At 52.4% G+C, this 26,690-nt stretch carries 30 protein-coding genes; 5 read left to right on the top strand and 25 right to left on the bottom strand.

Features of this window, described 5'->3' with window-relative positions; genetic code table 11:
• Window positions 1–9: 9 nt before the first annotated feature.
• Together yqeH and ACVX3G_RS07770 are read right to left on the bottom strand one after the other, a co-directional pair.
• Complete coding sequence (gene yqeH / locus ACVX3G_RS07775) at window positions 10–1,119, bottom strand: ribosome biogenesis GTPase YqeH (RefSeq protein WP_011232004.1); 1,110 nt, start codon at window positions 1,117–1,119, stop codon at window positions 10–12.
• Between the two features lie 2 nt (window positions 1,120–1,121).
• Window positions 1,122–1,637 carry a YqeG family HAD IIIA-type phosphatase gene (locus tag ACVX3G_RS07770; RefSeq protein ID WP_011232005.1) on the bottom strand — a complete coding sequence of 172 codons (516 nt, stop codon included), beginning with the start codon at window positions 1,635–1,637 and terminating at the stop codon, window positions 1,122–1,124.
• Window positions 1,638–1,964: 327 nt separating this feature from the next.
• Here ACVX3G_RS07770 and sda point away from each other — a divergent pair, with 327 nt between their 5' ends.
• Complete coding sequence (gene sda, locus ACVX3G_RS07765; protein ID WP_008879941.1) at window positions 1,965–2,105, top strand: sporulation histidine kinase inhibitor Sda; 141 nt, start codon at window positions 1,965–1,967, stop codon at window positions 2,103–2,105.
• 36 nt (window positions 2,106–2,141) lie between these two features.
• Here sda and ACVX3G_RS07760 read toward each other — a convergent pair whose 3' ends face one another.
• The gene (locus ACVX3G_RS07760) at window positions 2,142–2,936 is read right to left on the bottom strand and encodes a phosphatidylserine decarboxylase (RefSeq protein WP_011232006.1); all 795 of its coding nucleotides are present in this window, start codon (window positions 2,934–2,936) and stop codon (window positions 2,142–2,144) included.
• 123 nt (window positions 2,937–3,059) lie between these two features.
• Between ACVX3G_RS07760 and pssA the strand changes: the two genes are divergently transcribed.
• The 3 genes from pssA (at window position 3,060) to motB (ending at window position 5,336) form a co-directional block, all read left to right on the top strand.
• Window positions 3,060–3,599 (top strand): CDP-diacylglycerol--serine O-phosphatidyltransferase, encoded by a 540-nt coding sequence (pssA, locus tag ACVX3G_RS07755; protein ID WP_014196390.1) that lies wholly within the window; start codon window positions 3,060–3,062, stop codon window positions 3,597–3,599.
• Window positions 3,600–3,773: 174 nt separating this feature from the next.
• The gene (gene motA / locus ACVX3G_RS07750) at window positions 3,774–4,565 is read left to right on the top strand and encodes a flagellar motor stator protein MotA (protein WP_011232008.1); all 792 of its coding nucleotides are present in this window, start codon (window positions 3,774–3,776) and stop codon (window positions 4,563–4,565) included.
• A 27-nt stretch (window positions 4,566–4,592) separates the two neighbouring features.
• Complete coding sequence (gene motB / locus ACVX3G_RS07745) at window positions 4,593–5,336, top strand: flagellar motor protein MotB (RefSeq protein WP_020278369.1); 744 nt, start codon at window positions 4,593–4,595, stop codon at window positions 5,334–5,336.
• Between the two features lie 132 nt (window positions 5,337–5,468).
• Here motB and ytvI read toward each other — a convergent pair whose 3' ends face one another.
• The 11 genes from ytvI to ACVX3G_RS07690 form a co-directional block, all read right to left on the bottom strand.
• Window positions 5,469–6,494 carry a sporulation integral membrane protein YtvI gene (gene ytvI, locus ACVX3G_RS07740; protein WP_011232010.1) on the bottom strand — a complete coding sequence of 342 codons (1,026 nt, stop codon included), beginning with the start codon at window positions 6,492–6,494 and terminating at the stop codon, window positions 5,469–5,471.
• An 80-nt stretch (window positions 6,495–6,574) separates the two neighbouring features.
• Window positions 6,575–7,186 carry an undecaprenyl phosphate transporter UptA gene (gene uptA, locus ACVX3G_RS07735; RefSeq protein ID WP_011232011.1) on the bottom strand — a complete coding sequence of 204 codons (612 nt, stop codon included), beginning with the start codon at window positions 7,184–7,186 and terminating at the stop codon, window positions 6,575–6,577.
• Window positions 7,187–7,329: 143 nt separating this feature from the next.
• Window positions 7,330–8,589, bottom strand: coding sequence for a group II intron reverse transcriptase/maturase (gene ltrA / locus ACVX3G_RS07730; protein WP_011230853.1), 1,260 nt, complete (start codon window positions 8,587–8,589; stop codon window positions 7,330–7,332).
• Window positions 8,590–9,479: 890 nt separating this feature from the next.
• Window positions 9,480–10,748, bottom strand: a complete 1,269-nt coding sequence (locus ACVX3G_RS07725; protein ID WP_011232012.1) for a cation:dicarboxylate symporter family transporter — start codon at window positions 10,746–10,748, stop codon at window positions 9,480–9,482.
• Window positions 10,749–10,945: 197 nt separating this feature from the next.
• Complete coding sequence (gene sigK, locus ACVX3G_RS07720; RefSeq protein WP_011232013.1) at window positions 10,946–11,659, bottom strand: RNA polymerase sporulation sigma factor SigK; 714 nt, start codon at window positions 11,657–11,659, stop codon at window positions 10,946–10,948.
• Window positions 11,660–12,184: 525 nt separating this feature from the next.
• Window positions 12,185–12,328, bottom strand: a complete 144-nt coding sequence (locus tag ACVX3G_RS07715; protein ID WP_011232016.1) for a YrzI family small protein — start codon at window positions 12,326–12,328, stop codon at window positions 12,185–12,187.
• A gap of 375 nt (window positions 12,329–12,703) precedes the next feature.
• Window positions 12,704–12,952, bottom strand: a complete 249-nt coding sequence (locus ACVX3G_RS07710) for a YrhC family protein (protein WP_011232017.1) — start codon at window positions 12,950–12,952, stop codon at window positions 12,704–12,706.
• Window positions 12,953–13,014: 62 nt separating this feature from the next.
• On the bottom strand, window positions 13,015–14,148 hold the full coding sequence (locus ACVX3G_RS07705; protein WP_011232018.1) for a bifunctional cystathionine gamma-lyase/homocysteine desulfhydrase: 1,134 nt from the start codon (window positions 14,146–14,148) through the stop codon (window positions 13,015–13,017).
• Window positions 14,149–14,150: 2 nt separating this feature from the next.
• Window positions 14,151–15,074 carry a PLP-dependent cysteine synthase family protein gene (locus ACVX3G_RS07700; protein WP_011232019.1) on the bottom strand — a complete coding sequence of 308 codons (924 nt, stop codon included), beginning with the start codon at window positions 15,072–15,074 and terminating at the stop codon, window positions 14,151–14,153.
• Window positions 15,075–15,351: 277 nt separating this feature from the next.
• Complete coding sequence (gene mtnN / locus ACVX3G_RS07695) at window positions 15,352–16,059, bottom strand: 5'-methylthioadenosine/S-adenosylhomocysteine nucleosidase (protein ID WP_014196394.1); 708 nt, start codon at window positions 16,057–16,059, stop codon at window positions 15,352–15,354.
• Window positions 16,060–16,073: 14 nt separating this feature from the next.
• Window positions 16,074–16,721 carry a class I SAM-dependent methyltransferase gene (locus ACVX3G_RS07690; protein WP_011232021.1) on the bottom strand — a complete coding sequence of 216 codons (648 nt, stop codon included), beginning with the start codon at window positions 16,719–16,721 and terminating at the stop codon, window positions 16,074–16,076.
• 189 nt (window positions 16,722–16,910) lie between these two features.
• On the opposite strand from ACVX3G_RS07690, the gene ACVX3G_RS07685 reads away from it, so the two are divergent.
• The gene (locus tag ACVX3G_RS07685; protein WP_011232022.1) at window positions 16,911–17,120 is read left to right on the top strand and encodes a YrzA family protein; all 210 of its coding nucleotides are present in this window, start codon (window positions 16,911–16,913) and stop codon (window positions 17,118–17,120) included.
• A gap of 113 nt (window positions 17,121–17,233) precedes the next feature.
• Here ACVX3G_RS07685 and ACVX3G_RS07680 read toward each other — a convergent pair whose 3' ends face one another.
• The 11 genes from ACVX3G_RS07680 to ACVX3G_RS07630 form a co-directional block, all read right to left on the bottom strand.
• Window positions 17,234–17,857: a YrrS family protein gene (locus ACVX3G_RS07680; RefSeq protein ID WP_014196395.1), complete on the bottom strand. Its 624-nt coding sequence runs from the start codon at window positions 17,855–17,857 to the stop codon at window positions 17,234–17,236.
• Between the two features lie 66 nt (window positions 17,858–17,923).
• The gene (locus ACVX3G_RS07675; RefSeq protein ID WP_014196396.1) at window positions 17,924–19,696 is read right to left on the bottom strand and encodes a peptidoglycan D,D-transpeptidase FtsI family protein; all 1,773 of its coding nucleotides are present in this window, start codon (window positions 19,694–19,696) and stop codon (window positions 17,924–17,926) included.
• 116 nt (window positions 19,697–19,812) lie between these two features.
• Entirely contained in the window at window positions 19,813–20,289 is a 477-nt protein-coding gene (gene greA, locus ACVX3G_RS07670; RefSeq protein ID WP_011232025.1) for a transcription elongation factor GreA, read from the bottom strand.
• A 110-nt stretch (window positions 20,290–20,399) separates the two neighbouring features.
• Window positions 20,400–21,035 carry a uridine kinase gene (udk, locus tag ACVX3G_RS07665; RefSeq protein WP_011232026.1) on the bottom strand — a complete coding sequence of 212 codons (636 nt, stop codon included), beginning with the start codon at window positions 21,033–21,035 and terminating at the stop codon, window positions 20,400–20,402.
• 1 nt (window position 21,036) lies between these two features.
• Entirely contained in the window at window positions 21,037–22,305 is a 1,269-nt protein-coding gene (locus ACVX3G_RS07660; protein WP_011232027.1) for a peptidase U32 family protein, read from the bottom strand.
• A gap of 18 nt (window positions 22,306–22,323) precedes the next feature.
• The gene (locus ACVX3G_RS07655) at window positions 22,324–23,253 is read right to left on the bottom strand and encodes a peptidase U32 family protein (protein ID WP_011232028.1); all 930 of its coding nucleotides are present in this window, start codon (window positions 23,251–23,253) and stop codon (window positions 22,324–22,326) included.
• Window positions 23,250–23,903 (bottom strand): O-methyltransferase, encoded by a 654-nt coding sequence (locus ACVX3G_RS07650; protein WP_011232029.1) that lies wholly within the window; start codon window positions 23,901–23,903, stop codon window positions 23,250–23,252. The genes ACVX3G_RS07655 and ACVX3G_RS07650 overlap by 4 nt, the downstream gene beginning before the upstream one ends.
• Window positions 23,904–24,340: 437 nt before the next feature.
• Complete coding sequence (gene mltG, locus ACVX3G_RS07645) at window positions 24,341–25,432, bottom strand: endolytic transglycosylase MltG (RefSeq protein WP_011232030.1); 1,092 nt, start codon at window positions 25,430–25,432, stop codon at window positions 24,341–24,343.
• Window positions 25,433–25,674: 242 nt separating this feature from the next.
• The gene (locus ACVX3G_RS07640; RefSeq protein ID WP_011232031.1) at window positions 25,675–25,974 is read right to left on the bottom strand and encodes a DUF1292 domain-containing protein; all 300 of its coding nucleotides are present in this window, start codon (window positions 25,972–25,974) and stop codon (window positions 25,675–25,677) included.
• 15 nt (window positions 25,975–25,989) lie between these two features.
• Window positions 25,990–26,406: a Holliday junction resolvase RuvX gene (ruvX, locus tag ACVX3G_RS07635; protein ID WP_011232032.1), complete on the bottom strand. Its 417-nt coding sequence runs from the start codon at window positions 26,404–26,406 to the stop codon at window positions 25,990–25,992.
• Window positions 26,407–26,410: 4 nt separating this feature from the next.
• Window positions 26,411–26,677 (bottom strand): IreB family regulatory phosphoprotein, encoded by a 267-nt coding sequence (locus ACVX3G_RS07630; RefSeq protein ID WP_011232033.1) that lies wholly within the window; start codon window positions 26,675–26,677, stop codon window positions 26,411–26,413.
• Between the last annotated feature and the right edge of the window lie 13 nt (window positions 26,678–26,690).

The following is a 26,690-nucleotide window of genomic DNA, read 5'->3' as shown; positions in this document are numbered from 1 at the left end:
CGCTTTCCATTAAATCAACGATTGACGGATAAATACGTCGACCCCTTTTGGAGCATGGACGACGAGCTGGGCACCCGGGTCGTTGCACGTCACCCAGCCGAGTCCGGAAAAAACGATGTCCGTCTTCCGCTCTTTGACAGACAGCGAGCGCGGCACAAGCGGCGGAAATTCAGCGGCATAGCGTTTGTTTGGCGGCGACAGCAAATCGCCAAGCTGATTGGCATAAAGGGAGTCGGCTTTTTCCAACTTCGTCCGATGAACCGTCAACTCATTGGCCATGTAGCAGACGAACGAGCGGCGCCCGCCTTTGATGTAATCGAGGCGGGCCAAGCCTCCGAAAAAGAGCGTCTGCCCTTCGTTGAGCTGATAAACGCGCGGATGGATTTCCCGCTTCGGCGTAATGATCTTCAAATCGCGCGCATCAACAAAGTGCGCCATTTGGTGATGGTTGATGATCCCCGGCGTATCATACAGCGTCGCTCCACCCTCAAGCGGAATTTCGATCATATCGAGTGTCGTCCCCGGGAAATATGACGTGGTAATCACATTCCCTTTGCCGGTCGCCTCTTCAATGATCCGATTGATGAACGTCGACTTGCCGACATTCGTGCAGCCGACGACGTAGACATCGCCGCCCTCACGGTAGCGATTGATCGCTTCCATCACCTTCGCCATGCCAATTCCTTTCGCTGCGCTGACAAGGCAGACGTCAACCGGACGCAGCCCGAGCTCTTCCGCCATGCGGCGCATCCAGCGCAGCAGCTTCGGGTATTTGACCGACCTCGGCAATAAATCCGCCTTGTTGCCGACAAGCAAAATCGGATTCTCGGCCGCAAACCGCGGCAAGCCAGGAATCCAGCTGCCGTTGAAATCGAAAATGTCGACGATGTTGACGACAAGCGCCTTCGATTCCCCGATGCGGTGCAGCATGTTTAAAAAATCGCTGTCATCAAGCGGCACGTCTTGCACTTCGTTGTAATGTTTCAAGCGGAAGCAGCGCTGGCAAATGATTTCTTCCTCGTCTTTTTCGAGCACGCTTTTCGGCGCATAGCCCGCCTTTTTCGGATCGTCAAACTGAATGGCCGCTCCGCAGCCGATGCAACGCAGTTGTGGCTCCACGATCATTCCTCCCAGTAAATCATCCCTTTTTTGCGCATCACCTTTAAAATTCTCCGCTCCATTTTTCGATTGAAACGCGTCCATAATCCGTCCGTCTGGGCGACCGGGACGACTAAAATCGTGTTCAGTCCGAGCCGGTTGCCCCCAAGCACATCAGTCAGCAACTGATCGCCGATGACGACGACTTCCTCTTTCTTAAGCTCCATCATCTTTAATGCCTGCAAAAACGCGCGTGTCAGCGGTTTGCGCGCTTCAAAGATGAACGGGATGCCAAGCGGCTCAGCAAACGACTGCACGCGTTGTTTATTATTATTCGATACGATGACGACCTTAATGCCCGCCTGCTTCATCGCATCAAACCATGCGGCCAGCTCCGGGGTGGCGCTCGGCCGATCCCATTCAACGAGCGTATTGTCCAGATCGGTGATGATCCCTTTGACCCCTTTTTGTTTCAGCTCATCCGGAGTAATGTCGATCACACGCTTGGCAAACTGGCTTGGCAAAAAGTAGTGAAGCATGCCGGACACCCGCCTTTCCATTTGCTTTTCCCATCATAGCGAATTTGATCGTTTGTTTCAAAACAAAGTTTGCCAATGATAAACAGAAAAAATTTTCGACAAATTTTGCATCTCTCCATCTTGTGGATAACTGTTGCCCACATTATACACAAGCTGGCCATCACACTTCCTACTCTTTATAAACATGTTTTCCACATGTTATCCACCGCTTCCTGTGGATAACAGAACGGTTGTTCTCTTTCACAAGTCATGGTACATTGTAAGTAACCTACCATTATATGTATGACATGTTTGGCATATTCCATCCAAAAAAGGAGGACGCCCCCGATGAAACATTTGTCCGACGAGCTGTTGATCGAGTCGTACTTCAAGGCGAAAGAACTCAACCTCAGCCCGGAATTCATCGAGTTGATTGAAAAAGAAATCCAGCGCCGTTCATTGACCCACAAAATTAAGCTGTCCTCATAAGCGAAGGCCTTCGGGCTTTTTTTGTTTCCGAAAGCCTTAGCGCTCATGCGCCTCGCACCAATAGCCGAGCCGCTCGCCGACTTTGATCGGCATGGGCGCAACAATGCGCGGGTCAGGGGCGAAACTTCCGCGTTCAAACAGCAAGACGACCGTTGAACCGAACGAAAAATACGCCATTTCCTCTCCTTTTACAAGCTGCTCACCCTCATGGGTCAATTCAATGCTGTTGACGAACATGGCGCCGATTTTCACGATCGCCAAGCGCTTGCCGCCGGCTGTGACCTCGGTGATGAGGCGGTAATTTTTCTCGAGCGGCCGACGCCCATATTTTAAGCCAAGACGGTTGACCGGATACGACTTGCGGCCGAGCGCCCACTGCTTTTCGATCACTCCAGATATTGGGCTGTGGATGCGGTGATAATGACTCGGGCTTAAATACAGAATAAAAAAGAACCCGTTCACATACGGTTGTGCCGCTTCAACGCTGCCGAGCATTTCTGCAATGGAATACGGCTTTCCCTTGACGATCATTTCGCAGTTTTCTCGAATCGTGCCCATGTCTTCAATGACGGCGTCGACCGGGCTGACGACCGTATGCTCATCAGCGTCGACCGGCCTCACCCCAGCCTTCAGCCGGCGGACGAACAGTTGCTGCAACGTCTTATAATTTTTTAAGCTTTTTTCCATTTCGTCTTGGTTAATATGATAAATTTTTGCATACGATGATATCAATAGCCCGCTGAGTCGCGATTTGGCAAACGAAGCGAGCAGCTTTGAAGAAAGCGAGTGATTGGTCAGCTCGATGAACAAACGATAAAGCCATTTTCGCAAGCACGTTCCCTCCAGTAGCGCAACATCGCCATTCGTTACTACCTTCCATATTACCGCCAAAATGAGTATAATGGTAGTAGAATTTTCTTTTGGCGTTTTCTGTTGGAAAAGGAGTGGGGAAACTTGTTCTTATCGGACTATTTAGATTATACGTTAAAAAAGCTGAAAGCAAACGTGGCAAACATTTTGACGATGACAAACCTGTCGCTTGGCGGCTTTTCCGTCCTGGCTACGCTGAAAGGGCAGCTTCATATGAGCGTGCTGCTCGTTTTTTTAGCAGCGTTTGTCGATCGCTTTGACGGCGCTGTGGCGCGCAAGATGAACATTGAATCCGAACTTGGCAAGCAGCTCGATTCGATGAGCGACATCGTCTCCTTCGGCGTCGCTCCCGCCTTGCTGATGTACCAAGGCTTGTTCCATGAGTTCGGCGCGCCCGGCGCGGTATTCACCGTTTTGTACATCGCTTGCGGCGCCTTCCGCCTCGCTCGCTTCAACATCACAGAAAACAACGGCTACTTTGCGGGGCTGCCGATCACCGCCGCCGGGGTGCTGATGACGCTCGGCTATTTAGCCATCCCGTACTTCCCGCCGCAATCGTTTATGTTTTTGGCGCTCATTTTATCGTTTTTAATGGTCGGCACGTTTAAACTGAAAAAAATATGATGATCATCGGAGCTGCCCTTTCCGTCATCCTAATGGAGCGGGCGGCTTTTTGCGTCTCATGTCACACCTTTTTCCCTTTTCAACCTCCTATATTCAGTATATGATAAATATGGTTTCTTCATAAAAACGCCCAATGGCGTAGATCGTTCGTATGGAAAAAGCGGGGGGATTCATTTGGACAAAACATCGGTCATCGGCATCATCCTTGGCGTCATTGCCGTCGGGCTGGGCATGTACTTTAAGGGCGTTTCGCCTGCTGTATTGATCAATCCGGCCGCCATCCTCATCATTCTCGTCGGGACGGCGGCAGCGGTCGTCATCGCCTTTCCGACGCACGAAATTAAAAAAGTGCCAAAGCTTTTCAAAGTCATTTTCACGGAATCAACGACGCCGACGGTCGAACAACTGATTCCGCTGTTCGTCGATTGGGCGAATATCGCCCGCCGCGAAGGGCTGCTGGCGCTCGAGGCGAAATTGGACGACATTGACGACCCGTTTTTGCGCAACGGACTCAGCATGGCAATCGATGGGCAAACGCAAGAGTTCATCCGGGATGTCATGACAGAGGAAATCGTCGCCATGGAAGAGCGCCACGAAGCGAATGCCGCGATTTTTTCCCAAGCAGGCACGTACGCGCCGACGCTCGGGGTGCTTGGGGCCGTCATCGGCCTGATTGCCGCCCTTGGCAATATGGAAAACATCGCCGAGCTCGGCAAGGCGATCAGCGCCGCTTTTGTCGCCACGATGCTCGGCATTTTCACCGGCTATGTGCTTTGGCATCCGTTTGCCAACAAACTGCGGCGGAAATCGAAGGAAGAGGCGCGCGTGCGCTACATCATGATTGAAGGGGTGCTGTCCATTTTGGAAGGACAAGCCCCGCGCATGATCGAACAAAAACTCGCCTCATACTTGCCGGAAAACGAGCGGCGCCAAGCGCTGGTGCAAGGGGAAACGGCCAATGGCTAAGAAAAAAAGAACAAGCATGACGACCATATGAGCGAGGCATGGCTGATTCCGTACGCGGATTTATTGACGCTATTGCTCGCCCTATTCATCGTCTTGTTTGCGAGCAGCCAAATCGACCAAAAGAAGTTTCAAGAAATTGCGCGCGCCTTTAGCACCGCCTTTGCCGGCGGAACGGGTGTTCTTGACTTTCAAAGCCCGATCGAGCCGATCACTCCACCGGCCCAAGACGAAGAAGGACGGCATCAAGCAAAGCAGCCTTCCCCAGCCGTAAACGGAAAGGAAAAAGAAGAATTAGGGCAAATCAAAGCGAAAATCGACAGCTACATCCACGACAACAAGCTGACGGGAAAACTGCAGACTTCCTTGACGGACGAAGGGCTCGCGATTACCATTTTGGATGATATTTTATTCGACTCCGGCAGCGCCGAAGTGCGCATGAAAGACCGGCGTCTTGCGGCGGAAATCTCCGCTTTGCTCGTCATGAACCCGCCGCGCAATATCATCATCAGCGGCCATACGGACAACGTGCCGATCCATAATGAGAAATTTGCTTCCAACTGGGAGCTGAGCGTCATGCGCGCCGTCAATTTCATGAAAGTGCTGCTTGAAAACAAGCAACTCGATCCGCGCTATTTCAGCGCCAAAGGGTATGGCGAATACAAGCCCATCGCCTCCAACGCCACCGCTGCCGGGCGGATGAAAAACCGGCGTGTCGAAATTTTAATTTTGCCGCGCACCGACGTCAATGATTCGTCCACATCCACTCAGTGACCGCCGCGCCTTCAGCGGGCGGTTTTCTTTAGCCGTCGCTTTGCCAAAACTCTCTTTTCCATGTCCAAACAGAAAAACCGGCGGTTCGCCGGTTTTTCCTCCTTCGTCCGCAAAGACCTTTATTCGAAAAAATCAAAGCTTGATCGTCCATTTAATGACTCCGGCTTTGGCAAGCGCCTCAACCAAAATGACAACGACCGGCCCGACGAACAACCCGATAAAGCCAAGCAGCTGAAACCCCAGATAGACGCTGACGAGCGCGGCGAGCGGGGAAATGCCCAAATTGGTGGAAAACACTTTCGGCTCAATGATCCGGCGCACGACGGTGATGACGACAAACAGCACGATGAGCCCGATGCCAAGCGTATTGTTGCCGTTCGCCATGCTGATGAGCCCCCACGGAACAAGCACGGAACCCGTTCCTAAAATCGGCAAAATATCAACGACGACGATGACCAGCGCCATCAACGCCGCATAGTCGACCCCCAACACGAAAAGGCCAGCCAGCGCGAGGAAAAACGTAATTAAACTAAGCAAAAACTGCGCTTTTAAAAAGCCGATCCCCGCTTTGCTCAGCTGGGCGACGACCATCCCAAGCCGCTGTTCGGTCCGTTCGGACAAATAGCGGCGCATGCCTTGCTTCAGCTGCGGCAAATCGAGGCAAATGAGAAACAGTGCGATCAAATACACTAAAAAATGAATCAAAAACGCCGGAATGGCGGCAATATAATGGACGAGCGACTGCGTCAAGTTGGTCGCAAACGACAAAAGCATTTGCTCGACGGTATTGACGCCGCGTTCAAGCGAATCGATGATTTCCTGCGGAATGGAGCTGGAATACGACTGCCACGTTTGAATGAGGCGGTCGAGCACTTTCGTCGCTTCGTTTAGCACATAAGGCAGTTTTTGCGAGAGCGCCATCACTTGTTGCACAAAAATCACGACTAGAAAGTAAAGGGAAAGCCCAAGAATGATGATGAACAATGAAAAAATCACCGTGACGGCGTGCGCGCGCTTCAGCTTATAGTTTTCTTGCAATCGGCGGATGGACGGCTCGAGCAAAAGCGCGGTCGCAAGTGCGAAAAGAAGAGGCACGCTGTATGGCACAAGCCATAGCCCCACAGCGAATAGCAACGCAATGATAATCCAACGTTTCACGTTCGTCCCTCATTTTTCATAAAAATTTAGCCAAAAGATGGTTCATGTATAAATATAGCCGACAGCATGCGGACGGGCAACTATTTCATGCGCTCGTTTTCATCTGCAGCGCGGCGTCGTCGTTGCCAAACGATGTAAATCGCCGCCACCGCCACCGCCGCTGCAATAGCCGGTCGGACGTATGGCGCCGCCATCTCGTCAATTTGCCGCCATCGTTGGCCAAGCTGCTCTCCCAACCAAATAAACAAGATGGACCATGGGATGATGGCCAACACCGTGTAAATCGTAAACGGCAACCACTTCATCCGCGCAATGCCGGCGGGGATCGAAATCGCATGGCGGACAACGGGGATAAACCGGGCGCTGAAAATGACGCCGGGGCCAAATTTCGCAAACCAGCGTTCCGCCACATCCAAATGTTTTTTCTGGATCAATACATATTTCCCATACTGATCTAGAAACGGCCGTCCGCCATAGTAGCCCATCCAATACAAAAACAACTGCGCCACCGTGCCGCCTATTGTCCCAGCTGCCACGGCCCCAGCAAATGAGACATCCCCCCGCGCTACCAAATAACCGGCATAAGCCAACACGATCTCGCTGGGGATCACTTCCACCATCAAGGCGAGAGCGATGCCGACATAGCCTAAACTGGTCAAAAAGGAAAACATCGATTGAATGACTTCGTGCACCGTTTTTCCTCCTTGTCTTTCGCTTCCTTGTCCATTTTTTCATTATACTATACGTTCCTTGCCAACAAAATCGAGTAGGAGAGGGTGACTAACCCTCGTCCTCTCACACCACCGTACGTACCGTTCGGTATACGGCGGTTCCATTAAGTCTGACGCAGAGATTCATATCGTTGATAAAGACTCTTCAGCCCTTGGCTCTCCCAATAGGAGTTGCCAAGGGCTTTATGCAGGATGGGACTGGCGGCCACTCTCCAATATTTCTTCCGAGTGTTTCCCCATTCATATGCTTTCTGCTTGGGCACTCCTAAACTTTGCAGTTTTCGGACTCTGGTTCTCGGAAGTTTCCACTCTTTCCATTGGCACATGCGCAGCCTTCGTCGAATCCATCCATCTAGTTCTTTGAACACACTTGGGGTCTCTGCTAGCGAAAAGTATCCACACCATCCCAGAATGTATTGATTGAGCTGTTCGATTCGTTCGGGCATGGGAATCGGTTTCGATCGGCTCGTCATGGTGCGTATCCTTTGCTTCATGCGCCGAATGCTTTCCTTTGCAATTCGGATTTTTGGCTCCTTACTTGGGGTGAAGCTAAAACCGAGGAATTTTCTCCTCCACGGACGATCCACTGCCGATTTGGTTTCGTTGACTTTCAGCCGGAGTTTCTTTTCGATGAATGCCGTGATCGATTTCATCACCCGTTCCCCGGCCTTCTTCGTCCTTACGTAGATATTGCAGTCATCCGCATACCGTACAAACTTGTGCCCTCGTTTTTCCAATTCTTTGTCCAGCTCATCCAGGAGAATGTTGGACAGGAGTGGACTGAGCGGCCCTCCTTGTGGAGTCCCCTCTTGTGTTTCCATGACCACCCCGTTGATCATGACCCCTGCCTGTAGATACTTCCGTATCAACTTTAGGAGGATTTTGTCTGGAATTCGTTTCGCTAATATCCCCATCAGTTTGTCATGGTTGACTCGATCAAAGAACTTTTCCAAGTCGATATCTACCACCCATGTATATCCTTCCTGAATATACTGCTTCGCCTTTTTCACCGCGTCGTGTCCTCTTCGACCGGGACGAAACCCGTAGCTGTGTTCCGAAAAGGATGGGTCAAAGATCGGCGTGAGCACTTGGGCGATGGCCTGTTGGATGAACCGGTCTGTCACGGTCGGGATTCCTAGTAACCTGACTCCTCCGTTCGGTTTCGGGATTTCGACCCGTCGGACCGGGCAAGGTTCGTAGGTCCCTTCTTCTAAAGCGTGCCGTATCGCGTCCCAATGTTCCACGAGGTGTCTTCGCAGGTCTTTGACGGACATTCCATCGGTTCCATGGGACCCTTTATTCTTTTCCACTTGTTTGAGTGCTCGCAGGAGATTCTCCCGTGACATTACCTGTTTCATCCACATTCCGATTCTTCCTCTCTACGTGAACGGTCCGTTCTATTTGTGCCATCTTCTTCTCCACCCTCTTGAGGTTCCCCATGGACTTCACCATTTCCCCCCTCAAGCAGGCCCTTTCGGGTTATCTGCTTCATCAAAGAAGATGAACGCCTAGTGGCCGTTCTCCTTCATGGTTCGGTCCTTCCCCTTCTATCTAAGCTAGACGGGTACTATGACCTCTGCTGACTTCTGTCCGTTCAGCGTTGGATCGCTCCAACGGTTGCCAAGCGCACTTGGCTTCCCGGACAGACCTCCCCGGGTAAGAGTGCAGTCTTTCCTTCCATCCATCTGCTTCATTTACTCGGTATCACCTTCGGCAGAAAGGGCTTCGTTTTGTCGTGCAAACTCACCCAATGATACCCAGCCTCCTATGAAGTTCGTGTTCCTCAGACCGGAAGTTTGCCGCCCGCTTCCTTCAGATTCTGCGTCGCCGCAGACACCCTTGCGTTAAGCTAACTGCTACTTCTGCCTTCGCAGTTCGGGACTTTCACCCTATAGACTGCACCCATGCCGGGCGCACACGGGAAAAGCGGCTGATCATTCAGCCGCTTTCACGAGTGTCGATGATCATCTATATAGATGCAATTTAAAGCTTGAACATTTTTCGTCTTTGCCGGTCATTGCATCCGACTGTCGAGTGACCGAACAACGCCGCTTCCAGACCCATGAATGGGTCTGTGAAGCGGCGTTGTTCGGTCTTCCGTCACGCTAAGGCGTGGCGGAGGCAAGCCACACGCTTGCCTTCGACAGTCGAAAATGGGCAAACCACTTTTCTGTCAAGGATATGTTAAACTTCTTTGTTGCATCTATATACATAGTTATTATTGGTTAATCAACACATCTGAGCCACTTTTCTCTTAGGCGCTTTGCTGCTGCAGCTCAGCGATGTATTGTTTTCCTTGTTCTTCGTTATATTGCCCTTCCCATTTCGACATCACAACCGCCGCCAGCGAGTTGCCGATGACGTTGACCACTGTGCGCGCCATGTCCAAAAGGCGGTCGATGCCGGCGATAAACGCCAATCCTTCAACTGGAATGCCAACCGTGCCAAGCGTCGCCAATAAGACGACAAACGATACGCCTGGGACACCGGCAATCCCTTTGGACGTCACCATTAAAACGAGCACAAGCGAGATTTGCTGCGAAATCGGCATGTCGATGCCGTACAGTTGAGCGATAAAGACAGCCGCCAGCGCCTGATAGAGCGTCGACCCATCCAAGTTGAACGAATAGCCGGTCGGAACGACAAAGGATGTTACAGCCTTTGAACAACCGAATTTCTCCATTTTTTCCATAACCTTAGGCAACACGGTTTCCGAGCTCGACGTGCTATAGGCAAGCACTAATTCATCCTTTAAGATTTTTATAATATGGAAAATATTTGTACCTACCAATTTGGCCACAGCGCCAAGCACCACCAACACGAAGAACGCCATGACCGCATAAACGAGCACAACAAGCTTGCTGAGCGGAAGGAGCGAAGCGACGCCGAATTTCGACACCGTCACGCCGATCAAGGCGAAAACGCCAAACGGCGCAAACTTCATCACTTGGTTCGTCACATAAAACATCGCTTCCGCTGTGCCTTGGAAAAAGCGAAGCACCGGTTTCCCTTTTTCACCGATCGCGGCTACGCCCAACCCGAACATCACCGAGAAGAAGATGATCGGCAGCATATTCCCGGTCGACAGCGCTTCAAACACGTTTTTCGGCACGATGTTGACAAATGTTTCAACCATCGAATGGTGCTGCACTTCGTTCGTCGTATCGACATACGACTGGATATCCGTTTTCTCAAGCGACTTCATATTGACGCCGACGCCTGGTTGGAAAATGTTCGCTGCCAAGAGGCCGACGATAATGGCAATCGTCGTAATGATCTCAAAATAAAGGATCGTTTTGCCGCCCAACTTTCCGAGCTTTTTCACATCACCGACGTTGGCGACGCCGACAATCAAGCTCGAGACGACGATCGGGATGACGATCATCTTAATTAAACGGAGAAAAACATCTCCGATCGGCTGCAAATACGTCGCTACTTTAGGGCTTCCGTAAAAAATGGCCCCAACCATAATCCCGAGAATAAGGCCGATGAAAATTTGCCATGCCAAGCCGATCTTGCGCATGATGCTTTTTCGCCTCCTTTAGACAAATTTAGACAAAAGACGACAAAATTATTTTACTTTTAAAAATAAAATCTGTCAATATTTTTGATTGAAATCGCTTCATCAAAGGATACAAATGAAAGAATTCAGTTTTTTAAAATAATTTCTATTCTTCCACTACTGAAAAAGCGGGTCGCTGCACCAGCAACCCGCTTTTGTTATGACCGCCGTTTTTCTTTTTCCTGCCGATAAAATTCGTGAAACATTTTCATTAATGCCCGTTTTTCAATGCGCGAGACATAGCTTCTCGAGATGCCGAGCTCTTTGGCGATTTCACGCTGTGTTTTTTCCCGCTGCCGACCGAGGCCAAAGCGATTGATGATCACCTCTTTTTCCCGCTCATCAAGCACGCTGATATATTGCTTGACTTGTTCGAGCTCCATGTTCAAGTGGATTTCATCGGCGATGTCTTCGCCTTCGGCTTTTAAAATATCAAGCAGGCTGATTTCGTTTCCTTCTTTGTCCTGGCCGATTGGCTCATGCAACGAGACGTCTTTGCGCGTTTTTTTTAATGAACGCAGGTGCATCAGGATTTCGTTCTCGATACATCGAGCCGCATACGTTGCCAGCTTCGTTCCTTTGCCCGGCGAATAGCTTTCAATCGCCTTGATCAAGCCGATCGTGCCAATGGAGATTAAATCCTCGACCTCTTCTCCCGTATTTTCAAACTTTTTCACAATGTGGGCAACAAGGCGCAAGTTGTGTTCGATGAGCCGGTTGCGGGCTTGCTCGTCGCCTTTTGCCATCAGCGCCAAATACTTTTCCTCTTCTTGAGCGCTTAACGGCTGGGGAAACGCATTGTTTTTAATATACGAGACAAGAAACGTCAGCTCTTTCAACAGAAACGTAAACGCCGTGAAAATGCCGGACATGCTCTCACCCCCGCCTGCTGTCATCGGCGGAAACCGCCTATCGTTATGTATATGCAGGGGCGATGTTGTCCGTGTCTTTACGACAAAAATAGACCGGCCCGAAATGAGCCGGCAATGACCTGACCAATCAAAAACGATTGATGCCAACGTTCTGCTGATGCGGTCCGCCTGCTTATCCCCCTCCCGATGCAGAAGAACCGCCGTGCTTACGCTCTTGCCTCAACGCTGACTTCCGCGGCGACAACAAGCGCAATCGACGCGGTAATGATGATCGACATGACAATGGCGAACATCCCCGTTCCCTCCTTGACCTTCTCTTCTAGATTTTATTTTACCAAAGAAGACAAGGAGCGCTTCCGCCACATTTTGAACAATTCGTGAAATTCGACCGTCAACAACAGCACGCGGAGCACCGATATCCCCCCTTTAGCCTGAGTCAAGTCGAGTCTCCCGTCTGTTTCATCCACATCACAAGCCATACTGGTACAATTGACATGAATCTTCTCCCCTTTCATCTCCATTGTTTTAAAACAACCGTTGATGAGCGGAACATTTGCGGTCAAGCAACTCCTCCTCAGCTGCACGCGCGAACCGCTCCTCTTCGATGTTCCGTTGCCGCGGCTTTCTCCGCTCAATCGTGATCGTGATAAAAAACAAATGGATCGTCATACCCCCTCACCTCCTTTCCATGCAAAAAAACCGCAGAAGGAAGGCGTTTCTGCGGCTAAGCGTACAAAAAGGCCGCAGAAAGCGAGACTACTCCCCTTCTGCGGCCTGATCGCTGTTTTTCGTCATCGGTGCACGTTCATTCCCGGTCGGCGGAAGGTCGAATAGCCGTTTGATAGAATGGATGCGTTACTGTTGTCCACATCATCATTGTCATTGTCTTCGACCTCCCTTTGGAAATGATGCTACGTAGGCAATTATATCCAAAATTATTTCCATTGTAAACCGTTTTTTTGCAAAATAGGCAAAAAGCTTGCTTTCCCTTGAACGCCAGCATGGTGGCTAAACAAAAACCCGCCTTTCGGCCAAAAGGCAGGTTTACGGTTCGAACCGCTTTTCTTCTTCCTCAAGACGGCGGGCATAGCGGGCGGCTTGGCGCAAACAGGAAAGCGACGCGGTAAAACAGACGGCGACTGCCAATAGGGCGAACGGCTTTTTCGCTGTCTCAACCGCTCCTGGGATGATCGTTCCGAAATAGAGAAACGCTCCAAACGCGAACAAGACGAGGCTGTATGTTTTAAAGTCGCCCGCCTTGGCCCGCAGCTCGTTTCGTTGCTGCTCGTTCAAGCCCGATCCCTCCTCTCCCCTTTCACTGTATCATACATGGACAGAAGGGGGGAGCGGCAATTTCAGCCAAGCGCCTTCGCCAAATCGTCAAGCAGATCGTTGACATCTTCAAGCCCGACCGACAAACGGATCAGGCCATCGGTAATGCCGAGCTGTTCGCGCCGTTCCTTCGGGATCGAGGCGTGCGTCATTTTCCCTGGCAACGAAATTAAACTTTCGACCGCCCCTAAGCTTTCGGCAAGCGTAAAGTAGCGCACGCGCGACAGCACTTTCTCGGCGCGCTCCAAGCTGCCGACATCAAACGAAATCATGCCGCCAAATCCGCGCATTTGCTTTTTCGCCAACTCGTGGTTCGGATGATCCGGAAGACCTGGATAATGGACGCGCTTGACCGCCTTGTGTTCAGCCAAAAAAACAGCGATTTGGCGCGCATTTTCTTCATGTTCCTCCATCCGCACGGCGAGCGTTTTCATCCCGCGCATCAATAGCCATGAATCTTGCGGCCCGAGCACGCCGCCGGTTGAATTTTGCACGTAATGGAGCCGCTCGGCAAGCTCCGGCGTGCGGACAACCGCCAACCCAGCGACGACGTCGCTATGGCCGCCTAAATATTTCGTCGCGCTATGGATGACGATATCGGCGCCAAGCTCAAGCGGCGTCTGAAAGTACGGAGTGGAAAACGTGTTATCGACGATCAATAGCAGCCCATGCGCACGGGCAATGGCGGCGGCGGCTTGCAAGTCAGTGATTTTCAACAGCGGGTTCGTCGGCGTTTCAATATAGATGGCTTTCGTATTCGGCCGGATGTGCGCCTCGATGTTGGCGACATCGCTCGTATCGACGAACGTCGCCTCAAGCCCGAACCGATTCAGCACGTTCGTCATGACGCGATACGTGCCGCCGTACACATCGTCAGTGAGCACTAGATGGTCGCCGCTTTGAAACAACATCATGACGGCCGTAATTGCCGCCATACCGGAAGCGAACGCAAAGCCGGCTTCGCCGCCCTCGAGATCAGCGATCAGCTTCTCAAGCGCCGCGCGCGTCGGGTTGCCGGTGCGCGAGTATTCAAACCCTTTATGCTTTCCAACTTCTTCTTGCTTATACGTACTCACTTGATAAATCGGGACCGACACCGCTCCAGTATGCGGATCCCCCGGAATGCCGCCATGAATGAGCATTGTTTTCCGCCTCATCGTTACCTCCCACCTTCATAAATGTGTTTGCTTAAATAGCGTTCGCTCCCGTCCGGAAAAATGACGACGATATTCGTCCCTGGCTTTGCCTTCTCTGCTTCCATCAAGGCGGCATGAAACGCGGCGCCGGACGAACTGCCGACCAAAAGCCCCTCCTGTCTCGCGAGTTCGCTGACGCGCCGGAACGCGTCATCGTCCGCGATCGTGTAGATGGCATCAAAATAATCCGGATCCATAAACGGCGGCAAAAACTCCATGCCGATCCCTTCCGTCCGATGCGGACCCGGCTTGCCGCCGCCTAAAATCGAGCCTTCCGGTTCCACGATGACCGTTTTAATGGCCGGGTTTTTTTCTTTTAAAAACGTCGCTGTCCCCATAAACGTGCCGCCGGAGCCGGCGCCGGCGACAAAAATGTCGATCTGTCCGTCCAAATCGTCCCACAGCTCCGGACCGAGCGTCTTGTAATACGTCCTTGGATTGGCCGGGTTTTGGAACTGCTGGGGGCAATAGGCGCCTGGAATCGTGCGGGCGAGCTCCTCCGCTTTGCGGATTGCTCCTTCCATTCCCTCTTCAGTCGGTGTATGAACGATTTGCGCCCCGAGCGCCTTCATCAGCTGTTGTTTTTCGATGCTGAATTTTTCCGGCACACAAAAAATGATGTTCACGTTTTTGCCGATCGCCGCCAGCGCCAGACCGATGCCGGTGTTGCCGGCCGTCGGCTCGATGATCGTGCCCCCCTCTTTCAGTTTTCCTGATGCAAACGCCTCGCGCAACAGCTCTTGTCCGAGCCGGTCTTTAATGCTTCCGCCAGGATTGAAGTATTCAAGCTTGGCGAACAGCCGAACGCCTTCCGGGAGGGGGAAGCGCGTAATTTCGACAACCGGCGTATGGCCGATCAACTCATGGATGCTTTTTGCTACGCGCATACAAGTCACTCCGTTTCTTCACGCTCAGTTTAGCAGCAAAACGGCGGTGTTCTGTTGTCTATATATATAGATGCAATTTAAAGCTTTAACATTTTTCGTTTTTGCCGATCATTTCATCCGACTGTCGAGTGACCGAACAACACCGCTTAAAGACCCATTCATGGGTCTTTAAGCGAGTCGTTGTTCGGTCTTTCGTCACGCCTTAGCGTGACGGAGGCAAGCCATAGGCTTGCCTTCGACAGTCGAGAAAATAGACAAGCTGCTTTTTCGCTGCATCTTAATAGCGCTTCTGTTTCATAACGGAAAGCATCGACAAGACAAGTTCAGCCGAATGTTTCGCCGCCGTCTCCAAAAACTGTTCAAACGACACGCCCGACTCCTCACCAGCAATATCAGACAACGCCCGGATGATGACAAACGGCGTTCCAAATTGCACGCACACTTGGGCGATCGCCGCCGCTTCCATTTCGACGGCGCACAATTCCGGAAACTGACCGCGCACAAATTCGACTCGCTTTGGATCGTTCATAAACGAATCGCCGGTGGCGATCAAGCCGGTCACTGCCTGCAGGCCATCAAGCCGCGCCGCCGCCTGCTTGGCCGCCTCAACAAGCGCCTCATCCGCCCGGTAGCGCGCCGGCAGGCCAGGCACTTGCCCGTAAGCGTAGCCGAACGCGGTCACATCGACGTCATGATGGACGACTTCCTCGGAAATGACAAGATCTCCGACACGAAGCGAAGGCAAAAATCCGCCGGCCGAACCGGTATTGATCACGAAATCAGGGCGAAAGTGATCAAGCAGAAGCGTCGTTCCCATGGCGGCGTTCACTTTGCCGATCCCGGATTTCAACAACACCGCCTCCACGCCGTCAAGGCGCCCTTTGGAAAATTCGCACCCGGCGATGACCGTTTCCTCGCGCCCTTCCATGCGCGAACGTAAAATCGCCACTTCCTCTTCCATGGCTCCAATAATGGCTGCTTTCATCGTTCTCCCTCTTTCTATGTCGTTTGTTTCACCGCCTCCATCACCCAGACGAACGCGTTTTGCTGCGCAAAGGAGGCGGAAAAGCCATGCTTGGAAAACAGTGATGCCAATACGTCAAGCGTCGTATAATATTCGCGTTCCAAATCGTCGGCCAAATCGTGGAAGCCGCGCGCTCGGGCTTCCTCAATCGCCTGGCGGAACGCCTCTTTGTCGCGAAACGCCGTATCGGCAAACACTATTTTACCACCCGGATGGAGCAATTGACTATATTTGGCCAGCGCTTCGTCTTTTTCCGCATCCGTCAAATGATGAAACGCATACGTGCTGGCGATCGTGTCGATCGGCTCCGGCGGTGTCGGAAATTGCAAAAAATCGCCGTCCAGAATGACCGCTCGCCCGCTGAGCTTTTCCGCCGCTTTTTTCCTCATCGGCGCCGATGGCTCGATCCCGTACACCTGCTTGCCGCGCTCAAGCAGCTTTTTCGTCAAGTTGCCTGTGCCGACGCCAAACTCGAGCACGACTTGGCCGGCTTTGTCGGCGACCGTGCTTAAAATGCGGTCATAACCGGCAAACACGTCTCGATATTGCTCATCGTATCCTTCGACCGATCGGTCATACGATTCCGCCCATTGCTCAAACAAGTCAAGAAACTCTCTGCCCATATGGTCACACCCCAAAAAAGTTTATAATTCCTATAAATATAGTATGTTTTTTTCGTATTGCCTGCTCTTACTGTAGCATATGTTTTTCCCTTGTTCAACGATCATGTTCGTTCGTATTGTTCCCCCTTGTACTCCGGTGGATGAGGGCGGGAAAATTTGCTACACTGACAATGGAAAGGAGGAAGAACGATGCCGAACATTTCTCTTGATTTGATCGAGGACAAAATCGAATTTTTTGAAGCGGACGACTTGCGGACGCTCGAGAAAAAAATCAACGAACAAATTGAACATAACAAGGCGCTCTTGCTTTCCGTCCATCATGTATCCCATCAAATGCACGTCATGGAAAACGGAAAGCGGTGGTACAGCGCAGTCGTTCATTTCAAAGCGAAAAAATAACAGGCGCCCTTCGTTTTTGGGCGCCTGTGTATTTTTCCGCCGCTAATGAACCGCCATTGTTTCACTGATGCCGCCAAAGTTTCGAATATCTCCGCTTCCCCTCATCATGCCGCTTATGGCTTTTGCTTCAACTTTTGCACTTTCGTCGGCTTCCAGCCTTCGTTCGTCACCCATTCAATGTACACTTTGTAATGGGCGGTTTGATCTTTCGTCGAAATCGTCGCGACTGCTTTGTTCGGCCCGTTGTTGCCGATGAACCAAACGATCATCTCCTCCGGGGCGATGCCGGTCGCATAGCTGACGGCATCGAGCATTTCCTTCCAGTCGACCGAATCTTTCTTAAACACCGTTTCATGCGGCTCCGTTTGCGTCGTACCGATCGGCTGCCATGCCGGGTTGACGATTTCTTTTTCAACGTTGGACCCCGGCGGGCCCGGCGTTTCTGTCATGCCCGCTTCGCTCGTTTCATCGGTGGAAGCAGCATCTTCTTCCTCGGCGGGCGTTTCGGCTTCCGCCGGCGCCGCCGCTTCGCCTGTTTCCACTTCCACCCGCTTCGCATTGGCCGCTTCTGTTTTGGCTTCGCGATCAACCGCCTTCTCGCTCGGCTGATCGCCAAACAGCAAGTTCCCGCCGACAATCAAAATGAGCAGCACGACAACGGCAATGGCTCCATTGAGCCAACGGTTGATTCTCCGCCGCTTGGCGCGGGCGGCAAAGCGTGTCCCCATTTGCGCCACCGTCTCCTCTCCCTTCTTTGGATGATGTTCGTGCTGGAAACATGGATTCCCCTTACATTTGGTTCGTCACTTCACTTCATTTTTGGCGTGGTCATAAGCATAAAGCGCCTCGACTGCGGCGGCGAACACATCATTCGTCGAGGCCCGCCCGCTCGGGCAGTCGAGCTCAACGACAGCGAGGGCGTATTTCGGGCGGTCGGCTGGAAAATAGCCAGCAAACCATTTATTAATGAATTCAGCACCGCCGTCCATTTTTCCTGTCTCCGCCGTCCCGGATTTGCCGGCGACCGGATACGGCAGCGAACGGAAGCGGCGGCCGGTGCCATCCTCTTTGGTGACAACGCTGCGCAAAAGCCGCTGCAGCTCTTCGGCCGTCTGCGGCGCGATCGGCGCCATGTCTGAAGCCGGTTGAGGCGGAAACGAAAAGAGGGTCGCACCGTTTTTATACAGCACTTTGTCAACGGCCCGCACCTGAAGCGCTTCGCCGCCGCGGGCGATGGTCGCCATCATGTTGGCGACGCCAAGCGGCGAGACGCGTACATTTTTTTGCCCGATCGCCGTTTGCGCCACCGCAAGCGGCACCCTCTTGTCGCGCGGATCATGCCAAATCGTTCCCTTCTGCTCCTCCGGGAACTGACGGAAATGCTCTTCATGGTACACCGCCCCTTCCCAGCCGGCCGTCGGATACAGCCCAAGCTTTCTCGCATACGTTTCAAACGCATCGGGATCGTGCTCGATCAACTGCTTGCCGAGCGTGGCGAAAGCATTGTTGCAACTGACGGCAAAGCTGTCCGCTAAATCAAGCATGCCGTAATCATGCTCCTCATCGCGGGTTTTGCCGTCAATTTTTCGGCTGCAGTCAAACGTTGTCTCAAGCGAGGCGAGCCCCTCATCAAGCGCCGCGGCCGCAATGACTGTTTTAAAAATCGAGCCAGGGATTTGCGGCAACACTATTTGGTTTTCCGCCCCGCGGTTTTTGTACGGATCACGCGGGTCCATGTTTGGGCGGCTGACCATGGCGAGCACACTGTTTGTGTCAATATCCAGCAAAACGAGACCGCCTTTTTTCAACCCGTATCGGTCAACGATCTGCTCCATCTCTTGCTGCAAGTCACGGTCAAGCGTCGTTTGCACGGTGACGGGATAAAACGGGTTGCCCGTATCGCTGTATTTGACATCGAGCCCAAACAGCGGCCGCCCTTCGGCGTCAACGTGATAAAGCAGCTTCGTTTCGCCGTCGGCGAGCAAAAACTCATCAAACGCCTTCTCAAGTCCTTGAATGCCCACTTCGGTCTTTGGCGGCAGCGGCCGTTTTGGATAACGCTTCTTGATGAGCTCCTGATCTGGGCGGGTGAAGCCAAGCAAATGCGGAGCGTACACCACCTCAAGAGAGTATTGTTTATTGACAGCTAAGACGCCCGGAATGCGCAAATCGTTAATTTGCTTCATTTGCTGGGCGCTCAAGGCGAGCGGCTCTCCATCCTTCTCTAAGACGAACGGACCGTCCGCCTGCTCAAGCTGGCGGCGGATCTCTTCTTTAGAGACGCCGGTGATGCGGGCGACTTGTTCCATCGGCCATTTCATCGTCGTTAAAAACGGGAATAAGACAAGCGACGGCACGTATCGCTTCGTGAGCGGCGCGCCATTTCGGTCGACGAACGAGCCGCGCCCGTCGTCAATGATCAGTTCTTGTGTCCGCTGGGCGACGCTTTCGGCAATTAAATTATGATTGGCGAACGACTCGGCGTCAATCAGCTGGATCTGCGCCAATCGCCCGACAAGCAACAACAAGCCCAGTTGAATGAGGGCGAGCATGGCAAGCGTTCGTTTTTTCCACATAAAGAAAACACCTCATCATCAGTGTTGACGAGGTGTTTCCGTTTGAAACGTCAAGCGGCGGCAATTTTCTTCGCTTCGCACACCGCCGCTTGTTCAGGTCGGCCGCCTCCTGCTTCTTATTTCACAGCCACGATTTTCACAAGCATTTCCCCGCCCGGCGTTTGCACCGTCACCTCATCGCCGACGCGGCGGCCGAGAAGCGATTTCGCAATCGGCGAGTCGTTGGAAATTTTCCCTTCAAACGGATCGGCTTCAGCGCTGCCGACGATCGTATACGTCTCTTCCTCGCCGTCTGGAAGTTCAATGAACGTGACCGACTTGCCGAGCGAGACGACGTCCGGGTTTTCTTTGTCTTCTTCAATGATGACGGCGTTGCGGATCATGTTTTCAAGCATTTGGATGCGCGATTCGACAAACGCCTGCTCATCTTTGGCAGCATCGTACTCCGAGTTTTCCGACAAATCCCCGAACCCGCGCGCAATCTTAATGCGCTCCACCACTTCTTTCCGCTTGACCGTTTTTAAGTACTCAAGCTCTTGTTCCAGTTTCTCTTTTCCCTCTTTCGTCATCGGATACTGCTTTTCGTTCGCCATTCATCTCACTCCTCTATATATTCTGCATTATGTAAAACGTACGAACAGCAAAAACGGCTGTTCGTACGCTTACTTGTTATATAATATATTGTTTTGTCTCTGTTATGTTATTACAAAACCGCTTTTTGTTCAAGAACTGTGCGAATTTTTGCCACCATTAAATCGATGGCGACGACGTTCTGTCCGCCTTCCGGAATGATCACATCCGCGTAGCGCTTCGTCGGTTCGACAAACTGGTTGTGCATCGGCCGGACGACGGACAAATATTGCTCGATGACCGAATCGAACGTGCGGCCGCGCTCTTTAATATCGCGGATGAGACGGCGGATGATGCGGATGTCCGGGTCGGTGTCGACATATACTTTAATGTCCATTAAATTGCGGAGTCGCTCATCCTCCAAGACAAGAATGCCCTCCACGATGATGACATCCTTTGGCTCCACGCGAATGACGTCGCTTGAGCGAGTGTGCAGCGTATAATCGTACACCGGCTTGTCAATCGGCTCATAGCGAAGCAGCTTATGAATATGCTCAATCAACAAATCGTTGTCAAACGCCAGCGGATGGTCATAGTTCGTCTTCAGCCGCTCTTCAAACGGAAGATGGCTTTGATCTTTATAGTAAAAGTCTTGCTCCAAAACAAGGATCGAGCGGTCGCCGAAATGGTCGTAAATCGCGCGGGCGACGCTCGTCTTCCCCGAGCCGGAGCCGCCGGCGACGCCGATGACAACGGGCTTCTTCCCCATCTTAATTCTCCTTTCTCATCATGTTGTACGGGAAGAGAGGGCGCTTGACCTTAAACTTCACGATTTGCAGCGGATGGCGCGCCGCATCAAGCTCGTTGCCGTCTTCGTCCCAAATTTTCTCAATCACTTGGGTGAAGTTTTCAATTTCCGGACCGAAAAATTCGACTTCATCGCCCGGGCGGAAATGGTTGCGCTGCTGGACGGTGGCGATGCCCGTCTCCGGGTCATAGCCAAGCACCAAACCGGCGAATTCATGCGTCGTTTTCCGGCTGTGCGTCCCGTACATATGGTTCGTATAATCCGGGAAGCCGTCAAAGAACGACGGCGCCGTCTCGCGGTTGGCGCATTTCTCCAGCTCCCGCACCCACTCTTCGCGGATCGTGAAATGGTCTGGGTCAGCGCAGTAGGCATCAATGACTTTCCGGTAGACACTGACAACCGTCGCCACGTAATGGATCGATTTCATCCGCCCTTCAATTTTCAAGCTATCCACACCCAATTCGATCATCACCGGAATGGCGCGGATTAGGTTCAAATCTTTCGCGCTCATCGCAAACGGGGCGTCCCCTTTTTCAAACAACGGAATTTCCCGGCCGTCCGAGAGCTGATACAAATCGTAATCCCAGCGGCACGACTGGCAGCATCCGCCGCGGTTTGAGTCGCGCGCCGTCATATGGTTGCTCAATACACAGCGGCCGGAGTAGGCGGAACACATCGCCCCATGGATGAACGCCTCGATTTCAATATCGACTTTCTCTTTGATCTGCCGGATTTCTTCTGCGCCCACTTCACGAGCGAGCACAACCCGCTCGAGCCCTTCCTCTTTCCAAAATTGGACCGCTTTCCAGTTGGTAAGCGATTGCTGCGTGCTTAAATGCACTTCAAGCTTCGGCGCCACCCGGCGCGCCGTTTCGATGATGAGCGGGTCGGCGACGATGATGCCGCAAACACCGGCATCTTCAAGCGCCCGCAAATAGTCATCAAGGCCAGGGATGTTTTCGTTATGGGCGTAAATATTGGCCGTTACGTATACTTTGGCTCCGTATCGATTGGCAAATTCGACCCCTTCGCGAATTTCCTCGATCGTAAAGTTGTCGGCGTTGGCGCGCAAGCTGTACTCTTGGCCTCCGATAAAGACGGCGTCTGCGCCGTAATGGACGGCGATTTTCAGTTTTTCCAAGTTGCCGGCCGGGGCGAGCAGCTCTGGCTTTTTCACAATGACGCGCTTGCCGTCAATGATTTCGGAGATGCGATCATTTTTTAAAAGCATGCTGCTTCCCTCCTTTTCTCAATAAATGGTCTCTTTGAAGAAAAATCCGGTGTCGATGCGGCGATGCGGCGGCTGAAGCGCTTCAACGGCCGCAAGCAGCTCCTCTTTTTCCCGTTCGTACCGCTCGCGGTCATCCGCGCATAAATCGATGGCGCGGCGGTACAGCTTCGTCACTTCGGTAATGTAGCGCGGCTCGTGCAAAATCCCGTCAATTTTAAAGCTGTCGATGCCGGCCTCGACCATGTCGCCGAGCTCATCGATCATGCAAACATCGTTCGGGCTCATAATATGCGTGCCGTTTTCGTCTTCAAAAATCGGATATTTGTTGTCGCGCTCTTTGTCGTAAAGAAACATCCCTTTTTCGTACTTCTTCCGTTCAACTTCCATCACTTTCCCTTGATATTCAAAATAGCTGCCGATCAGCGAGCGCTTCGATTGGTACATGCACATCGCGCCGTGCACTTGCACCTCGATTTCCACTTCGGCATGGGCTTTGATTTCCAAAATGGCGTCCATGTTCAACTCGCGGGCCAAGACGGCGCGCTTCGCCCCTTTCCGGCCCCAATAGTTGCACGCATACCAGTTCGTCGCTGTCGTCTCCGTGCTCCAGTGGAGCTTCATGTGCGGCGCCGTTTCTCGGACAGTCAAGAGCACCGCGGGATCGCCGAAGACGATGGCATCGGCGCCGACATCAGCCAAAAACGCGACGTAGTCGCCAAGCTCGTCCACTTTATCGTTATGGAAAATGGCGTTCATCGCCACATACACGTTCATGCCGCGCCGGTGGGCGGCTTTGACGGCGGCAGCGACATCATGGCGGGAAAATTCGCCGGCAAGCCGCAAACCGTAGCGCTGCTCGCCAATGATGACCGCGTCCGCTCCGGCTTCAGCCAGCTCGTCGATATGGGCAACGCTCGTCGGCGTCACGAGCAATTCGGGTTTTTTCACTGTTCTTCACCTCGTTTTTTCGATATGGCGAGCCCATCGCCGACCGGAATGATGACCGTATCATAACCGCTTCGACTCATGAGCCACTCATTGTAGCGGCGAATTTTTCGGGCGATGTTCCAAAGCCGTCGATTGTCCGCCGGCGCTTCGGCGGCGACGAGCCCCTTAAACAAGACGTTGTCGCTGATGATGAGGCCGTCTGCAGCCACAAACGGCTCATAGAGCGTAAAAAAGCGCTCATATTGCCCTTTGGCGGCATCAATAAACAGCACATCAAACGGCGCGGCGGCCGCCACACCGGCCTCGACCGCGAGCGCATCGCCCAACACCGCCTCGATTTGCCGCTTGGTGTTCGTCTTTTCGATGTAAAAACGGGCGCGCTCATACCGCTCCCGGTCTTTTTCGATCGTCACAATGCGCGCATCCGGCAGCGCCTTTGCCATCCGGATCGCCGAATAGCCGATCGCCGTGCCGATTTCCAAAATGCGGCGCGGCCTGATCAGCTTCAAGATGAATAACAGCACTTCGACGCTCACCGGATCCATGATCGGTATGCGGTGCCGATAGGCGTACTGCTCCATCTCCTCAATGTCCTCATCCGGCGCCGGACGCAGCTTTTGCAAGTACGAAACAATGTCATTGGAAAGCAAGAGGAATTCCTCCCTGCCGTCAGCAAACTGAAAAGCGCTCGCCAAAGTTGAACTATATAGATGCAACGAAGAAGTTTAATATATCCTTGACGGAAAAGCGGTTTGCCCATTTTCGACTGACGGAGGCAAGCCTGTGGCTTGCCTCCGTCACGCCTTGGCGTGACGGAAGACCGAACAACCGGCCTGCTTCACAGACCCATATATGGGTCTGGAAGCGGCGTTGTTCGGTCGCCCGACAGTCGATCAAATACTCGGGAAAAACTACAAATGGTAAAGCTTCAAATTGCATCTATATACAACCCGGCATTTGCGCTTTGTCGTCATGAAAAATAAGAGCCGCAAAGGACTCTTATCGTTGGTCTGTTCAACTATACTACCATAAAACAGCGGAAAAGCGAAGCCGTTTCACCCCACCGGCCATTACCTTCCGTTTTGACCTATTGTTTTCCAATATGCTTCGCCTTTTCCCGGTTATGCTCGGCCAACGTTTTCGTAAAAATGACCTCGCCGCCCGGTGTCGCCAAAAAGTATAAATAGTCGGTCGCCGCCGGTTCAAGCGCCGCTTCGATCGACATTACGCCGGCGTTGGCGATCGGCCCCGGCGGCAGCCCTTTATGAATGTACGTGTTGTACGGCGAATTGACCTGCAAATCTTTATACAACACACGCTCTTTATGTTCGCCAAGGGCGTACAAAACGGTCGGGTCGGTTTGAAGCGGCATGCCGCGGTGCAGCCGATTGTAAAACACGCTGGCGATTTTTTGGCGGTCAGCTTTTTCCGTCGCCTCTTCCTCAATGAGCGACGACATCGTCAACAGCTGATGCGGCGACATGTTCTTTTCTTTCATCGCTGCCTTATATGTGTCAAGCACAGCTGCCGTTTTCGCCACCATCGCCTCAATGATCTCTGAGAGCGGCGGCTTTTCGTCAGCAAACACATACGTCGCCGGGAACAAGTAGCCTTCCAGCGGATAGCGGATGCCTTTCCGAAAAATATCATCAGTCAACAAATCCGGGTGCATTTTCATCAGCCGTTCGATATACGCGCGATCGTTAAGCAATTTCATAATTTGTTCTTGTTTGTACCCTGTTTTCGCAGCAATGAGGTCAGCGATTTGCACCAATTGCGACCCTTCCGGAACGGTCAGCTTCAATCCGATTTTTAGCGATTTCCCCGTTTTTAACAGCTCAATGATGCGCGCCATTGGCATCGCCCGCGTCAACTCATACTCCCCAGCCTGGAAGCCGGATTCATTTTTCCAGCGGACATATAAGCGAAACACGGCCGCGCTTTTAATGAGCCGCTTTTGTTCGAGCTGCTCGGCAATCGCCGCCGCCGATGAACCGATCGGAATCGAGACATGGACCGGGGTGCGGTCATTCGGGTCGACGGGCTTAAGCGCTGAACGGATGTATAAGAAACTGCTGGCGCCGGCAATGACAAACGCCGCCAGCAGAACAGCACAGACAATCAAGACGATTTTCCGCACAAGCCGCGCCTCTGGCGCCCTAAAATCGTTCTGTTTCATCTTTGTCCTCCTTTCACCCGGCCATATTATACTACAAAGTTCCGCATTTTTCGCCCTTGACGGTCAAAAAATGCAAAGCCAGGGGAGGAAACGCGCCGGTCAATCGAAGCCCTTCGCAACATTTGTCGGACAAACAAGAAGATGTCTGAACCATTGCATGGAACACAACTTATCGTTTCTCAGCGCATAATACGGCAATAAGAAAAGGGGCCCCGATCCTTTTGGCCCCCCTCTGCTGTCCGTTATTCGTCGTCTTCCTCTTCCTGTTCAGCGCAAAACGTATTCCATACTTCTTCGATCATGTCCCACTCTTCTTCCGTCTCGATTGGGAGCAGTTCGCCTTCTTTGTTCTCATCCCCAGGGATGAAGGCGGAAACGTGCACTTCCGTCTCGCCGTTCTCATCTTCCGCCTCGACGCCGACCGGATAGTAAAACACATACGATTTGCCGAAATCATCCGATTCAAACGTAAACAAAATTTCGCACAGCTGCTCGTTGCCATGTTCGTCGACAACGGTAATATGACGGTCTCCGTGTTCCATGTTTTCTCCTCCAATTTATCGTTTACTGTCCAAATATGACTGCAAAATGACGGCCGCCGCCATTTTGTCGATCACTTTCCGCCGCTTTTTCCGGCTGACGTCGGCAGCGATCAACATCCGTTCGGCGGCCATCGTCGACAGCCGTTCATCCCAAAGCACAACGGGCAAAGAAAACTCCTCTCGCAATTTGGCGGCGAACCGCTCGCTTGCCTCAGCGCGCGGCCCGAGCGTGCCGTTCATGTTTTTCGGCCACCCGACGACAATCGTATCGACGCCGTACTCATCGATGATGGCGCGCAGCCGCTTTAAGCCGTAGTCGCCGCGCTCCGTATCAATGGCGATCGTCTCCAATCCTTGCGCTGTAAGGCCGAGTTCGTCGCTAACGGCAACGCCGAGCGTTTTCGTTCCCAAATCTAATCCTAGCGTCCGCATCAGGTTAATCCTTTCGTTGCCCCTGTAAATAGAATTTCACCAATTCCTCGATTAATTCGTCGCGTTCAATTTTGCGGATGAGCGCACGCGCATCTTTATGGCGCGGAATGTAAGCTGGGTCGCCGGACAACAAGTAGCCGACAATTTGGTTGATCGGATTGTAGCCTTTTTCCTGCAAGGCGCCATACACCGTCAACAACACTTCGCGAACGTTCGTCTCGGCCGGCTCCTCGGAAAAATGAAACTGCATCGTTTGGTCAAACGAGCTCACCGTTTCCACCTCG

It is taken from the genome of Geobacillus sp. PLS 41 (genome assembly GCF_056494105.1).
This window is presented reverse-complemented; position numbering and strand designations above follow the sequence as displayed.